Raw genomic sequence first — 14,972 nt, 5'->3', positions numbered from 1 at the left:
TCAGCGGCGCTGCAGGCGATAGAACAGATTGGGTTCGCTGGCCAGGTAGAGATTGTCCTGGCCATCGAACGTCACGCCCTCGGCCTGCGGCACGCTGCTGTGCAGGCCGGCAAAGCCTCGCAGCAGCGAACGGAAACTGATCAGCCGGCCATCCTGGCCGAGTTCGATCAGCAGCTTCGACTCGTCGCTCAGCAATACCAGGTGACCGGTGCGCTCGTCGAAATGTACCGACGACAGGTCGCTGGCGAAGATCTTCTGGTCGATCCAGGCCTGGCGGTCGATCACTTCCAGGTTGAAGCGGCCCTGCAGGCTGCTCTTGAGCCCCCTGACCTCGTAGAGCTTGCGTGGCGAACGCTCCTTGACCACGAACAGGCGATCACCGGCGCGGTCGTAGCCAAGGCCCTCGAAGCCCTGGTTGCCTCCCAGATCGATGCTCAACGTCAGCGCCCGATGCTGCGTGCGGCGAATGGCGTCTCCGGGTTGCCTTGGAACGGCGACGGCGACCAGCGCGTGCTTGCGCTCCTCGGCCAGCAGCAAGAGGTCGTCGCCCAGGTAGGTCACGCCCTCGACATCCTCGAAGCCTTCGAGCGGGTAGCGTGCGATCAGCTCGCCTTCAGGCGACAGCCGCAGCAGTTGCTCCGGGTTGTTGACCACCGCCCAGATCTGCTGGCGATCATCGTCGAAACTGAGCCCGGAGAAGTTGTTGCCGACACCGGCGACCGGCTTGGCGTCGATCGCCACGCGGTATTCGGGCAGCCACAGGCTGCGATGCTCCCAGGCATCCTCATGCCAGGAGGTCTTGATCCAGAAGTACAGCCGCTCATCGAGATGCAGCAGACGCAGGGAATAGGTCGCCAGCAGCAAGGCCAGCAACAGCGCCCATTTCCATGGGCTGAGGACAGGAAGCTTTCCAAGCATCCCCTTGGCAGCGGACAACATCGCAGAGCGCTCGCATGAAGGTGGATGAACGACAGCCTGCGCCCGTTTTGTTGCAATCGTGCGCAGTGCAGTCTCCGACTGCGACGAACACCCACGGGTTCTTCCGCCAGGGGCAGGCAAACGTAACGGGACATTGCCCGCCGGGGCCGGCAACGACAGGCGGCACACAGTAGTGGCGATTCGACACTCATCTCCCCGTAAAAAGCGCTATGCTCTGGCGAACTGGCTTCTGTGATCACAAAAACTCCAGGAGAAGGCACCGACCTCTCCAGCGAGGCCCAAGCAGAGAAATGACCGACGCCGAAGTACCGCGCCAGCCAACGACCTTCGCCCTGTGGCGCGAAGTGGACGACACGCGCATCCGCACCCGCGTGGGCGGACTCTTCTACCTGCTCGCCTGGCTGCTGACCTGGATATTCAGCGCCTCTCCGGCAGGTGTCGTCGTCAGTGGCGTGCTGGGCAGCTGCCTGTTCGCCGGATTGCTGATCGCCCGGCTGCTGCATCGCCCCAACGCGATCGACGATCCGCAGCAGCTGAAACACTGGCTGGATCGTCACTGGGGGCTGATTCTGCTGACGGCGTTCTGCTGGGGCCAGGCGCACGCCCTGGCGCTCTACAGCGACGCCTACGACGGCTCGGAACTGATCGCCACGCTCGCCACCGTGGCCTTCAGCACGGCGATGACCTTCAACTTCGCCATGCGCTACAGACGTGCCCTGCTGGCGCTGATCCTGCTCTATCTGCCAGGGCTCGCCGTGATGGCGTCGAACTGGGACGAGCGCCATGCCGTGCTGATCACCCTGCTCTTCTACCTGGGCTATCTGGTTCTGGTGCTGGGGCGCAATCACCGTGAGTACCGCGCCACGCTGGAGCTGGAGCTGAAACTGCTGGATCAGCAGCGCCAGCTCGACCTGCTCAGCCGTACCGACAGCCTGACGCAACTGGGCAACCGCTATCAGTTCAACAACCTGTTCCCCAGCCTGGTGGCCAATGCCATACGCCAGGGCGAACCGCTGTCGCTGGTGTTGCTGGACATCGACTTCTTCAAGCAGGTCAACGACGAACACGGCCATGCCAGTGGCGATGCCTGCCTGACTGCCTTCGCCGAACGCATGCGCCGGGTCTTCCGACGCGATGCCGATGCCCTGCTGCGTCTGGGTGGCGAGGAGTTCGGCGTGCTGCTGCCGGGTACGAGCCTGGCACAGGCCTGGGACCTGGCGGAGCACTTCCGGCGCGAGCTGGAGGAAGAAGGCCTGGAGCTGCCCGGACAACGCCTGGTGCTGACCACCAGCCTCGGCGTCGGCTGCTTCGACAGCCGCCACGACAGCGATGCCGACGCCTTCTTCCGTCGCGTCGACAGCGCGCTGTACCGGGCCAAGCGCGAAGGCCGCAACCGCCTGGTCTCGGCCGAGCCGGTCAGAGCCTGAACTTGCCCATCTGCCCCGTCAGGTCGTCGGCCAGGCAGCTGAGGGTCTGACAATCCTCGCGACAGGCACGGACTTCACCGGCGGTGGCATGCGCCAGGTCGGCGATGCCCTGCACGTTGCGGTTGATCTCCTCGGTCACCGAGCTCTGCTCCTCGGTCGCGGCCGCCACCTGGGTGTTCATGTCGCTGATGCGCTCGACCTGCTCGGTGATCGCCCCCAGCGACTGCCCGGTGCGCTGGCTGGACTCGACGCCGGTGCTGGTCGCCGCCTGTCCCGCATGCATGGAGCTGACCGCCGTCTCGGCGCCCTGTTTGAGGCGCTGTATCATCTGCTGGATTTCATCGGTCGAGGCCTGGGTGCGGCTGGCCAGGGTACGCACTTCATCGGCGACCACCGCGAAGCCACGGCCCATCTCGCCAGCGCGTGCGGCCTCGATGGCGGCGTTGAGCGCGAGCAGGTTGGTCTGCTCGGAAATCCCGCGGATCACCGCCAGCACCTGATCGATGGAAGCCACCTGGTCGGCCAGTTCGGTGACCGCCTCGGCAGCGCTGCCGATGTCCGCCGACATCCGCTCGATATGGGCGATGGACTGCCCGACCACCTGGCGCGCACCCTGCGCCTCGTCACGTGCGGCATGCGAGGATTGCGCGGCGCTGCTGGCGTTGCGTGCGATCTCCTGCACGGTGAGGCCCATCTCATGCACGGCGGTGGCCACCATGTCGGTCATTTCCTGCTGCTGGCCGGCACGTCCGGCCGTGTTCTCCACCACCCGCGTCACCTGGCCGACCGCCGTGCGCAGGCGCTCGCTGGTCGCCAGCACGTCACCGATCAGGTCGCGTTGGCTGGCGAGAAAACGGTTGAAGCCGCGCGCCAGATCACCCAGCTCATCGGCCCTCGACTCATCGAGACGACGGGTCAGGTCACCACCGCCACCGCCGATTTCCACCAGCGCCTGAGTCACCTGACGAATCGGCCGCACCAGCCCACGCGCCAGCAGCACCACTAGGCCGAGAAACAGCAGCGCCACGGCGACGCCGATCAGGCTGGTCACCCACAGTGCCTGCCGCGCCTCGGCATAGACTTCCGCCTCCGGCACCTCGCTGACCAGCAGCCAGTCGATGCTGGCGAACTTCTGCGCCACCGCGAGAAAGGTCTCGCCATCACGCTCGAAACGCACCGCGTGGCTGTCACCGGCCAGGACCTGGCGAGCGGCATCGGCACCGAAGAGTTCGCTCAGCTTGCCGCTGCCGCTGAGCTCCGAGCGCGGATGCACCTTGACGTTGCCCTGGCCGTCGACCAGGAACACCTGGCCACGCTCGCCGAAGTGGAACTCGCTGATCATCTTCGACATGTCCGCCAGGCTGTAGCCGAGCCCGGAGACGCCCAGGGTCTTGCCGCCCTGCTTGATGCGCTGGTTGATGAACAGCGTGGGCAGGTGCGTGGTCTTGTCGATGTCGATCTCCAGCGCCCGGTCACGGTCGCTGTCGACCAGGCGATAGAACCACTGGTTCTCCGTCTGGCTGCGGTCGAGGGTGCGCATCAGCCCTTCACCGGTGGTGTAGTTGCCGCTGGCGAGGGCGACGATGGAAGTGGTCATGGCGTTCTGCTGAGCGCGCACGCCCTCGAGGTAGCGGGCGAACTCGTCGCGCCGGGTCGCGTCCTCGCCAGCGGCCAGCCAGTCCTGTACCAGGCTGTTCTCGGCGATCGAGGCATTGGCGGTGATCGGCGCGGTCAGCACCCGCTCCAGGTCGTTGCGTATCGCCAGAACCCGTGCGGGCAGCGCCTCTTCGATCAGGTAGCGCTCGGTCAGGCGATTGACCACCGCCGAGTAGATGCCGACGACGATCAGGATGCTGGCCAGCAGAGCGGCGCCCATGCTGAGGATCAACTGCCACTGGATACTGCGTTGCCAGAGACGCATGGAGGGTTCTCCCGGAGGTGGTTCGGAGCTCGACCGAGCAATTGGATACAAAATTGTACACAGATTGCAAATCAGTGACCGATAGATGTCCTATCGGCGGCGCCGGCCCGGACTTTACTCGCGTCGTCCGGGGCGTTCGGCCAGGCGCCCGCGCAGAGCGGCCGGCGCCTGCCTGCGCGGCGTCGGGCGCACTCAGGGGGCGACGCTGAATTCCAGACGAGCGGTCTGGCCACCGTCGTCGAGCACGCTGAGCTGATGCCGACCGCTGTCGAAGACCTGGCTGAAGGTCGCGTCCATCGCGCTATCACCAAGCGGCCGACCGTCGAGGAACCACCAGCGTCGACCACTGCCGCCCAGGGCCGAGAGGCTCAGGCGCAGTGGTTCATGGTTGCCCTGCGGCCTGCGTAGGCGGTCACCGTCGCGCACACCGACGATGGACAGCGGCGCCGCCTGGTTGCGCGGCGGCGGCGGGCAATCGGCATCCACGCCCGGCAACCGCGCACTGCGCCGTTCGCGGCGTGGCAACCAGGGCTCCAGCGGCGCCGGCCACAGGTCCAGTTCCCGCGCCTCGGCCCCCGCACAACCGGGGCCAACGCGCTTGCCCTGGGCGTTGACCCAGTAGCGCTCGCGCAGGCCGCTGCCCAGCGGCTGATCGGCCGCCAGCAGGGTCGGTGGCGTGGTGCCCTCCAGCGTCCAGGCGAAACGCAGGCGCCGGCAGTTGGGATCGTCCTTGCTCATCGGCTGCCCCAGCGGCCAGCAGACGGCGGCGACACCGACCTCGGCCGGCTGCGGATCGGGCGGCACGGCGATGCCGCGCTGGCTGTCACGGTTGACCAGCAGATCATGCACCTGCAGCAGCAGCGGCGCGGCAGAGGCCAGGCCGAACTGGCCAGGCACCGGCGTACCGTCGGGACGACCGATCCACACACCGATCAGGTGACGCGGACCCACGCCGATGGCCCAGGCATCGCGAAAACCGTAGCTGGTGCCGGTCTTCCAGGCCAGCGTCGGGCGCTGCGCCAGGTAGGCACGCGGGTCGCGGTCGGGACGGGCCTGGCCGCTGAGAATACGGCGGATGATCCAGGCCGCCCCCGGGGACAGCAGGCGTCGCTCACGCAGCACATCGCCGGGCTGCAAACGCGGTTTGGCGGCCATGCCGCCGCGGGCGAAGGCGCTGTAGCCGGCCACCAGGGACTCCAGTCGCGCCCCGCCACCGCCGAGGATCAGCGCCAGGTTGGGCTCGGCCAGCGGCGGCAGGCGGATCGGCACGCCAGCACCGCGCAGCTCGCCGGCAAAACGCTTCGGCCCATAGGCTTCGAGCAGTTGCACGGCAGGCAGGTTGAGCGACGTGGCCAGCGCCTCGCTGGCCGACACCGGGCCGATGAAGCCCGCAGCGAAGTTGCCGGGACGGTAGTCGCCATAATGGCGCGGCACGTCCTGCAACAGCGACTCGGAATGGATCAGCCCGGCATCCAGCGCCATGCCGTAGAGGAAGGGTTTCAGCGTCGAGCCGGGCGAACGCAGCGCTCGAACCATGTCGACATGACCAAAGCGCGCGGTATCGCCGATGTCCACCGAACCCAGGTAGGCACGCACGGCCATGCTCGGATGCTCGACCACCAGGATCGCTGCCGAGGTGCGCTCGGGCAGACGCGCGCGCCAGCCCAGCAGCAGGTCTTCCAGGCGCAGCTGCAAGCCGGCGTCGAGCGTGGTGCGGATCAACGGCGGGCTGCCGGCGCGATTCAGGCGCCTGGCCAGCAGCGGCGCGAGGCTCGGCTCGCGGCGCGGGGCCAGGAACACCGGTTCCTCCAGCGCCTCGTCCACCTGCGCCTGCGGCCACACCTGGAACTCGCCCAGGCGGCGCAGCACCTTGTCACGTGCGGCCTGGGCGCGCTGCGGATGGCGGTCCGGGCGCAACCGGCTGGGCGCCTGAGGCAGTACCGCGAGCAGGGCCGCCTCGGCGCGGGTCAGCTGGCTCGGCGGCTTGCCCAGGTAACTCCAGCTCGCCGCCGCCACCCCCTGCAAGGTACCGCCAAACGGCGCCCGGTTCAGGTAAAGGGCGAGGATCTCGTCCTTGGACAGGTGCCACTCCAGCTGCGCGGTACGCCACAGCTGCTTGAACTTGCCGGGCAGATCGCGGCTGTGCGGGTCGAGCAGACGCGCGACCTGCATCGACAGCGTGCTGCCGCCGGACACCACGCGCCCGCCCGTCAGGTTCTGCCAGGCCGCCCGTGCCAGCGCCAGCGGATTCACCCCGGGGTGCTGACGAAACCAGCGGTCCTCGTAGGTCAGCAAGGCTTCCAGGTAGTAAGGCGAAACCTCGTCCGGCTGCACCGGGTAGCGCCACACGCCATCATGGTCAGCGAAGCGCCACAGCGGCGTGCCATCCTCGGCCAGCACCACACGGGCCAGATCGTCCTCGGGCAAGGGCAGCGGGAACAACTGGTCGGCGAGCCAGAGCAGGGCCAGGGGTACGAGGGCAACGATAAGCCAACAGCGTATGCGTCTGGGCAGCATGCTCAACACAAGCCCCCGGATTGCATGCAGAGCAACGGCCCGACGTAGCCCGGATGCAATCCGGGGAATGCCTCACTCGCCAGCATGTTCGATCTCGACACCTGCGCCACCCGCCCAGTCGATGGGTAGCAGGCCGCGACGCACGTAGTGATGAAAACTGGAATACGGCCAGTCCTGCACACGAGCGACCAGACCATGCTTGAGCGGATTGATATGGATGTAATCCACATGGTTGCAGTAGTCCTGCTCGTCACGAATCAGATGTTCCCAGAACCTGCGCTGCCAGACATTGGCTTCGCCCTTGGCGTTGGTCAGCACCTCGTGCGCGCCTTGCTGACGAAGCATTGCGACGAACGCGATCTTAAATTTACGCACCCGCGCAGAATAATCCGCCTCGTCTGGCGGCAGCACCATCAGCAGATGCAGATGATCCGGCAGCACCACCAGTGCGGGTAGACGAAAAGGCAGTTGCACCTGCACAACGCGCAAACACTGACGCACCTGCGCGGCATGTCTGCTCAACAGATCGCTGCCTCTGTTCTGCAGCGCCAAGGTCAGGAAGTAACAGGCACCGGCAACTCGGGCTCGGCGATATTTCACCATCCGGCACCTCCTTGTGCCTGCCTATCCCCGGATTTCATCCGGGCTACGTTTTGCAGCCCGGCGTTGGTTTACGTGGGCTCCGTAGCCCGGATGCAATCCGGGGCCGCTTCTAACGCCCCCTTACCACCAGAGTACCCGGCGAACTGCCCAGCGCCTGCCAGCTGGGCCGGTACATCGATTCCACCTGAGGTGGCGGCACGCGGTAGCTGCCGGGGGTCACGGCGCGGGCCAGGTACAGCAGGTGGGTGGTGCCGTAGCCCTCGACATCCACGGCAGCCACGTAGCGGTCACCGCGATATTCCTGGTGCTTGATGCGGGCGTTCTGCATGGAGCGGCGCCATTCCTTGACGCTACTGCCCGCGTCGTCGAGGCTCGCGGCGCTTTGTGCCAGGTTCTGGTTCTCCAGCTCCAGGCCGGCGGGCAGCAGGTCGACCACCAGGGCATCGGGCACGCGCTGCTTGGCGCGCACGGCCAGGTGCACCAGCACCAGTTCGCCGCTGTCCAGGCGCTGCAGGTCGAGCGGGCGACCATCCATGCCGAGGTACTCGCGCTCGATGCTCAGGTTTTCACCTCCAGCTCGCGGCGCCTGGGTCGGGTAGCCGGACAGGGTCAGCTGCTGGTACAGCGTGGCGCTGCCGGCGTTGTTCACGCTCAGCGGCTCAGCCAGTTCGGCGCGTTCCAGCTTGATGCCCGGCTGCTGGTCGCTCAGTTCGAACTGGAAGGCACCGCTGGCGAGCGCTGCGCGCCAGTTCTGCTCCGGCTTGCTGAGAATGCCGCGACCGGCAAGGAACAGCGAGTTGCGCTCCTGGGTCGACAGCCAGCGCTTGCCGGCCAGTTCATCGGCCAGATCGAACAGGCGCTGCTCGCTCTGCTCGGCAGCCAGGTCGTTCTCCTCGAGCACCGACAGGATCAGCGCCTGGTCACGCAGCGGGCTGCCGTAGTCGGCCATCCAGCGCTCGCCATCACGTTTGCGGCTCAGCCCGGCAGCCAGTGCCTGACCTGCACGCGGGCCATCGCCCATCAGCTTCAGCGCCGCCGCCAGCTGCACCAGCGGCAGACCGGAACGGGCGTCGTTGCGCCGGTCGAACAGGCTGCGCAGCGCCCCCAGCGGGGCCTGCTGGCTGCGCGCCAACACGTAGCCGGCATAGGCCTGCACGGCGAAACGGGTGTGCGCGAAGTCCTGGCTGTAGCTGGCCTCGATCAGGCTGCTCTGCTGCAGGTAGCGCAGCAGGCGATCGTTGGCTTTCTTCAGCGCCTCGGCCGGCACGCCGAAGCCCTGCTCGCGGGCGCGCAGGAGGAAGTCGGTGACGTAGGCGGTCAACCAGTACTCTTCCTCGCTCTCGGCGCTCCACAGGCCGAAACCACCGCTGTGGCGCTGCATGCCGAGCAGGCGTTCGATACCCAGCTCGATGCTCTTGCGCCGCTGCTCGTCGGGCTCGCCTTCCAGGCCAAGTCGCTTGAGGCTGGCGGCATCGGCGTACAGCGAGGGGTACAGGCCACTGGTGGTCTGCTCCAGGCAGCCGTAGGGATAGGCCTTGAGTGCGCGGATCTGCTCGCCGAGGTTCAGCGGCGGCCGGCTCGACAGCGCCAGCACCGCCTCCAGACCGGCCGGTTCGAACTGGTTCAGGGTGCCAGCCGGCATGCTCCACGGCTCGCCCTCGCCCAGCACGGCACGGAAGTGCTGCAGCTGCGCCGGGTAGGCCGGACGAATGCCCAGTGTCCACTCGCGGGTGAAATCACCCAGCGCCTCGTTCGGCAGCGCCAGGCCCTGCACCTCGACATGGATGCGCCCCTGGCCCAGGCCACCTTCGGCCCGTACCGGGATGCGCAGCGTGGTGCGTTCACCGTCCTTGAGGTTGATCGGCGACTCGCCCTTGCCGAGCAGACGCAGCTGGCCTTCCACGCCCAGTTGCACGTCGAGCTTCTGCTCGCTGCCGGAGAGGTTGGTCAGGTCCAGCGCCAGCGTAGTTTCGTCGCCGCCGGCGAGGAAGCGCGGCATCGACAGTTCGGCGACCAGCGGCGCTGCCACCACCGTCTTGGCCTCGGCCATGCCAAAACGCTCATCGGTCCAGGCCTGCGCCATCAGCCGCAGCTCACCGTTGAAGTCGGGGATGTCCAGGCTGACTTCACCTTCGCCCTTGGCGTCGAGCTTCAAGGCATCGCTCTGCAGGGCGACGATCAGCACGCTGGTGTCCGGGCGCTTGCCACCGGCGGCGAGGCCGGCGTCCCCCCCGAAGGCCAGGCTGGCGACGCGGCCTTGCGCCTCGATCAGTTGGCCATAAATATCCAGCTGGTCGGCGCCATAGGCCTTGCGCCCGAAGAAGTTGGCGAACGGATCGGGCGTGGCGTAGCTGGTGATGTTGAGGATGCCGACGTCCACCGCGGCAACCAGCACGCGCACCGTCTCGGGAATGCTGCCATCGGCATTGCGCGCGCTGACCTTGACCTTCAGCGGCTGCTTGGGTCGCATCTTCTCCGGCGCGTCCAGGCTCACCGCCAGCTTGCGCGGCGCACGCTCCAGCGGCAGGTGCAGCAGGCCCACGGCACGCTTCGGCGTGACCTGCGCCTTGCGCTCACCGGGGCGCACCACCAGGGCACTCAGGTACAGGTCATGCCGCGCCCACTGCTTGTCGATCGGCAGCTCGAAGGTCTTGCCTTCGGCCGGCACGCTGATTTCCTGCCACCACAGCGGCCCCTCGCTGGATTCGACCAGCAGGTAGCCATTGCCGGCAGCCGGCGGAGTGACGGTGATCTTGGCCACGTCGCCGGCGGCATAGGCCGGTTTGTCCAGCGCCAGCTTGACCTGGTCCGGGCGCACCGCGCCGCCGTCGGCGTTGTCCTGCCAGCGGTAGCCGGCCCAGAAGCGCAGATTGCTGACCAGACCGGTCTGGTTGTCCACCACCTCGACCCGATACGGGCCCCACTCCACCGGGAAGCTGACCTTGGCGGTGCCGCCGGCGGCGATCTTCAGCGGCTCGTCGCTGAGGGTGAGGAATTTCTCGTTGTAGTTGTGGCGCCAGCCCTCGCCGTCGGAGAAGCTCCAGAAGTAGTCGCGGCGCTCGCGCACCAGGCGCACGTTGAGGTTATCGGCGGCCAGCTTGTTGCCGTCGGCGTCGGCCACGAGAATTTCGAACTCGGCGAGGCTGTCGGCATCGACCTCTTCGCCGTCGAACAGGCCGCGCACACCGGGCAGGCGCTCGGCCGGCCATACCGGCTGCACCAGGCGCCGGGTGATCGGGCGACCACCGGACTCCTGCAGGCTGGCCTGCAGGATCAGACGCAGCGGCGACTTGGCGTCGCTCCAGCGGTTCTCCGGACGCAGCACGGCACGACCTTCATCGTCGAGGTTCTGTTCGTCGAGCTCCTGGTCCTGGCTCAGGTCGGCCTCGGTGATATCGCCGAACTGGTAGCCGGGCAGGCTCGCCACGGCTTCACGCAGCGGTCGCACGTAGAGCTGCCCGCTCAGGCGATTGCCGGCGGCCGGCGCGCCATAGAGGTAACGCCCGGTCACCGCGAACTCGGCGCTGTCGCTCGGTGCGTAAGGCTGTTCCTGGCCCTTGAGTTCCAGCGCCATGCGCTCGGGCAGGAAGTCTTCGACGAGGAATTCATAGAGCTGCGGGCTGCCGTCGCCGAGATCGAGCAGCAGTTGCCAGCGCCCGGTCGGCGCTTCCTCGGCCAGCGGCAGCTGGTATTGATAGAGGCCACCCTCGTCGGCATTCCAGACGAACTTGCGGCTGACCTGCTCATCCGGGCGACGCACCTCGACGCTGATCGGCTGAGCCTTCACCGGGCTGCCATCGGCATCGCGCAGCAGGCCATTGAGCAGCACGGTCTCGCCTGGGCGATAGAGGTCACGCGGGCCGAACACGAAGAACTGCAGGGCATGGGCCTTGGGACCGGTGATATCGAATTCGGCCAGGTCCAGCGCCGGGGTATTCAGGCGCAGCAGGCTGGTCTGCTCGTCCTGCTTGGCCAACAGCACCTGGGCCTTGGCCGGCAGCGGCAATTGCGCATGGCCGGCGGAATCGGTCTTGCCCTCGGCGAGCAGCGCGCCTTCGCCGTCGAGCAGCTCCAGCTGCACGCCGGACTGGGCCTTGCCGCCCTCCAGCGCCTGGGTGAAGACATCCAGGCGATCCTGGTAGCGATGCGCCGACAGGCCGATGTCGCTGAGGCTGAACAGGGTCGCCGGCTGCGAATAGCTGTAGCTGCCGGCTTCACGCATCACCGCCAGGTACACGCCGGGCTGCTTGAACGGCTCCAGGCCGGCGATCGGCAGCAGCAGGGTCTCGCGGGTGTTGCGCGCCGGGTTGAGGTCGAAGCGTCCGCCGTAGACCAGATCGGCCATCGGCAGCAGCTCACGGGCTTCCCAGGTGTCCAGGTTGCTGGCGCGGCCCCAGCGCGAGAGGAAACGCGGCAGCATCTCCGGTTTGATGCGGAAGAACTCGACATTGACCTTGTCGACGTTCAGGGCGATCACCGGCAGGCCCTCGGCCAGGCGGGTGGGCAACAGCGAGCCACGACTGGCGAAGCCGACGCTGGCCTGCAGGTCGCGGGTCTGGAAACGGCTGACATGCTCGCTCGCCAGTTTGCCGCCATTGATCGATTGCAAGCCGGCATCGACGGTCAGCACCAGCTTGCGCTTGGGCTCCAGGTGGCGCAGGCGCAGTTCGCTGAGGTTGTCGGTCAGCTCCCAGGCGCCGTCGACCTTGCCGCTGGTGCTGTCGACCAGATGCAGGCGCTCGGCGAAGGGCTGCTCGGGATCGAGGGGAATGGAGAAGGTCACCGACAGCGTGCTGGCGCCGTCGAGCTGCACTTCGGAAACGTCGACCACCTCCAGCTCGCGACCGGCGTAGCGCTTGGCCAGCGCCTCGCGATCGATTGCGGGTCTCGCGGCCTCGGCCTGCTGCGCGGCAGGGGCGGCGGGGGTCACCGTGGCAGGAGGTTGAGAGGAATCACAGGCACTGAGCAGACTCAGTACCAAGGCCAGAAGCAGTCCTTTGTTCGGCATTGCGGGCTCCATGATCGGGGGGCGCAGAAGCCGACAACTATAGCCGAGGCATCCCCCCAGCGACGAGCCGTCCCGACGAATTCGCCAAGCCACTCACACTCCTGCCACGGCATGCGGGCAGCACAACGCTGTGCCTATAATCGCCGCTTTGCCGGAGCCGTCCATGTCCGCCCTGCTCGACGCCTGGCGCCACGCCCCGACCCAGCGCAAGGTCTGGGCCCTGGCCGCGCCGATGATCCTCTCCAACCTCTCGGTGCCGCTGGTGGCCCTGGTGGACACCGCCGTGGTTGGCCACCTGCCGCATGCGCACCAGCTGGCGGCAGTGGCGGTCGGCGGCAGCCTTTACACCCTGCTGACCTGGGCCATGGGCTTTCTGCGCATGGGCAGCACCGGCTTCGCCGCCCAGGCGGCCGGCCGTGGCGATGGCGGCGCGCTGCGCCAGGTGCTGCTGCAGGGCCTCGGCCTGGGCGTGTGCCTGGCACTGCTGCTGAGTCTGCTGGCCATTCCCTTCAGCAGCGCGGCGCTGAGCCTGATGCAGCCGTCGGCCGAGCTGGATCAACTGGCGCGCCAGTACTTCCAGATTCGCCTGTTCGGCCTGCCCGCCAGCCTGGCGACCTATGCCCTGATCGGCTGGCTGCTGGGCACGCAGAGCGCACGCGGGCCGCTGGCCATTCTGCTCACCGCCAACCTGCTCAACGTCGGGCTGGACCTGCTGTTCGTGCTCGGCCTCGAATGGGGCGTGGCTGGCGCGGCCTGGGCCTCGGTGATAGCCGAATGGAGCGGCGCCCTGCTCGGCCTGTGGCTGACCCGCGGCGCCCTCGCACGCTACCCCGGCCACCTGGACAGCCGCGCACTGCAACGCTGGAGCAGCTGGCGCCCGCTGCTGGCGGTCAACCGTGACATTTTCATCCGCACGCTGGCGCTGCAACTGGTGTTCTTCCTGATCACCGTGCAGGGCACGCGCCTGGGCGACGCCACAGTGGCAGCCAATGCCCTGCTGCTCAACGGCCTGACGCTGACCGCCTATGCCCTCGATGGCCTGGCCCATGCCGTCGAAGCGCTGTGCGGTCATGCGCTCGGCGCCCGTGATCGCCATGCGCTGAGGCGCGCCCTGCTGGTGGCCGGTGCCTGGTCATTGCTGGCCAGCATCGGCTTCGCGCTGTTCTTCCTGTTCGGCGGGCACTGGTTCGTCGCCCTGCTCACCGACATCAGCGAGATACGCGTGCTGGCCCAGGTGTTCCTGCCATACCTGGCCGTGCTGCCGTTGCTGGCCGTGTGGAGCTACCTGCTCGACGGCCTGTTCATCGGCGCCACGCGGGCCCGCGAGATGCGCGACGCCATGCTCATCGCCCTGGCGCTGAGCCTGCCGCTGGCCTGGTGGCTGCAGAGCCTGGGCAACCACGGGCTGTGGTTGGCATTTCTGGCATTCATGGGGCTGCGAAGCCTGGTTCTCGGGGGCTATGCTTGGAACATGAATCGTCGCAACCTCTGGTTTCCCCCTGGAGAGATCACCGATGCTCAGTGCGCCGCTACCCGCGAATGAAACTGAACGCCAGCAGGCCCTGGAGAGCCTGGACGTGCTCGACACACCGGCCGACCCCTACCTGGATGCGCTCACCCGTCTGGCCCGCGATCTGTTCGGGGTCAAGACAGCGCTGATCAGCCTGATCGACAACGAGCGCCAGTGGTTCAAGAGTCGCCAGGGCCTGGAGGTCGCCGAGACCCCACGCGCGGTGTCGTTCTGCGCCCACGCGATCCTGCAGGACACGCCACTGGTGGTCGAGGACAGCCACCGCGACAGCCGTTTCTGCGACAACCCGATCGTACTGCGCGCCCCGCACGTGCGCTTCTATGCCGGCCACCCGCTGTTCGATGCCCAGCAACAGGCGCTCGGCACGCTCTGCCTGATCGACCCGGCACCGCGCCGCCTCGATCGCCAGGAGCTGATGCGACTCAGGGATCTGGCCTACGTGGTGCAGGGCTACCTGCAACTCCGCCACTGCGCCCACCAGGCCGATGACCTGCGCGATGCGCTGAGCCGCGAGCAGCGCAAGGGCATGCTCGACCCCCTGACGCAACTGTGGAACCGTGCCGGGCTGCTGCATTTCCTGCCGCTGGAGCAGGCGCTCGCCGAGCGCAGCGGCTTGCAGCTCGGCCTGATCTACTGCGACCTGGACCACTTCAAGCGGGTCAACGACGAGCATGGCCACGATGCCGGCGACCACGTGCTGTGGGAAAGCGCACGGCGCATGAGCGCGACGGTACGCCCGCAGGACGTGGTCACGCGCAACGGCGGCGAGGAGTTCGTCATCCTCGCCCTGGTGAAGGATGACCAGGAGCTGCTGCTGATCGCCGAACGCATCCGCCAGGCCATCGCCAGCCAGCCCATCGTGCTCGAACACACGCAGTTGCAGCAGACCGTCAGCCTCGGCTGTGCCCTGCTCGGCCCCGGCGAGAGCAGCGGCGCGGCGCTCAAGCGCGCCGACCAGGCGCTGTATCGCGCCAAGCACGAAGGCCGCAACCGCAGCCTGCTCGCCCCCTGATCCGAAGAGGAACC

At 67.4% G+C, this 14,972-nt stretch carries 8 protein-coding genes; 3 read left to right on the top strand and 5 right to left on the bottom strand.

The genetic code is table 11. From position 1 onward, the window contains the following. Positions 1-939: an SdiA-regulated domain-containing protein gene (locus tag EWH21_RS04810; protein ID WP_277699936.1), complete on the bottom strand. Its 939-nt coding sequence runs from the start codon at positions 937-939 to the stop codon at positions 1-3. Between the two features lie 290 nt (positions 940-1,229). Here EWH21_RS04810 and EWH21_RS04805 point away from each other — a divergent pair, with 290 nt between their 5' ends. Next, positions 1,230-2,366, top strand: a complete 1,137-nt coding sequence (locus EWH21_RS04805; RefSeq protein ID WP_277699935.1) for a GGDEF domain-containing protein — start codon at positions 1,230-1,232, stop codon at positions 2,364-2,366. On the opposite strand, the gene EWH21_RS04800 is transcribed toward EWH21_RS04805, so the two are convergent. From EWH21_RS04800 to EWH21_RS04785, 4 genes are all read right to left on the bottom strand, one after another. Further along, the gene (locus tag EWH21_RS04800; protein WP_277699934.1) at positions 2,356-4,287 is read right to left on the bottom strand and encodes a methyl-accepting chemotaxis protein; all 1,932 of its coding nucleotides are present in this window, start codon (positions 4,285-4,287) and stop codon (positions 2,356-2,358) included. The genes EWH21_RS04805 and EWH21_RS04800 overlap by 11 nt on opposite strands. Before the next feature lie 192 nt (positions 4,288-4,479). Further along, positions 4,480-6,804 carry a peptidoglycan glycosyltransferase PbpC gene (gene pbpC / locus EWH21_RS04795; RefSeq protein WP_277699933.1) on the bottom strand — a complete coding sequence of 775 codons (2,325 nt, stop codon included), beginning with the start codon at positions 6,802-6,804 and terminating at the stop codon, positions 4,480-4,482. Between the two features lie 72 nt (positions 6,805-6,876). Further along, positions 6,877-7,407, bottom strand: coding sequence for a transposase (locus tag EWH21_RS04790; protein WP_277699932.1), 531 nt, complete (start codon positions 7,405-7,407; stop codon positions 6,877-6,879). A gap of 109 nt (positions 7,408-7,516) precedes the next feature. Next, positions 7,517-12,415, bottom strand: a complete 4,899-nt coding sequence (locus EWH21_RS04785) for an alpha-2-macroglobulin (protein WP_277699931.1) — start codon at positions 12,413-12,415, stop codon at positions 7,517-7,519. A 163-nt stretch (positions 12,416-12,578) separates the two neighbouring features. Here EWH21_RS04785 and EWH21_RS04780 point away from each other — a divergent pair, with 163 nt between their 5' ends. Both EWH21_RS04780 and EWH21_RS04775 read left to right on the top strand, forming a co-directional pair. After that, positions 12,579-13,958: an MATE family efflux transporter gene (locus EWH21_RS04780; protein WP_277699930.1), complete on the top strand. Its 1,380-nt coding sequence runs from the start codon at positions 12,579-12,581 to the stop codon at positions 13,956-13,958. Then, a complete protein-coding gene (locus EWH21_RS04775; protein ID WP_277699929.1) occupies positions 13,930-14,958 on the top strand; it encodes a sensor domain-containing diguanylate cyclase in 1,029 nt (342 codons plus the stop codon). Before EWH21_RS04780 ends, EWH21_RS04775 begins: the two co-directional genes overlap by 29 nt. The last annotated feature ends 14 nt before the right edge of the window (positions 14,959-14,972 follow it).

It is taken from the genome of Pseudomonas sp. REST10 (assembly GCF_029542605.1).
Taxonomy (GTDB): domain Bacteria; phylum Pseudomonadota; class Gammaproteobacteria; order Pseudomonadales; family Pseudomonadaceae; genus Aquipseudomonas; species Aquipseudomonas khazarica.
This window is presented reverse-complemented; position numbering and strand designations above follow the sequence as displayed.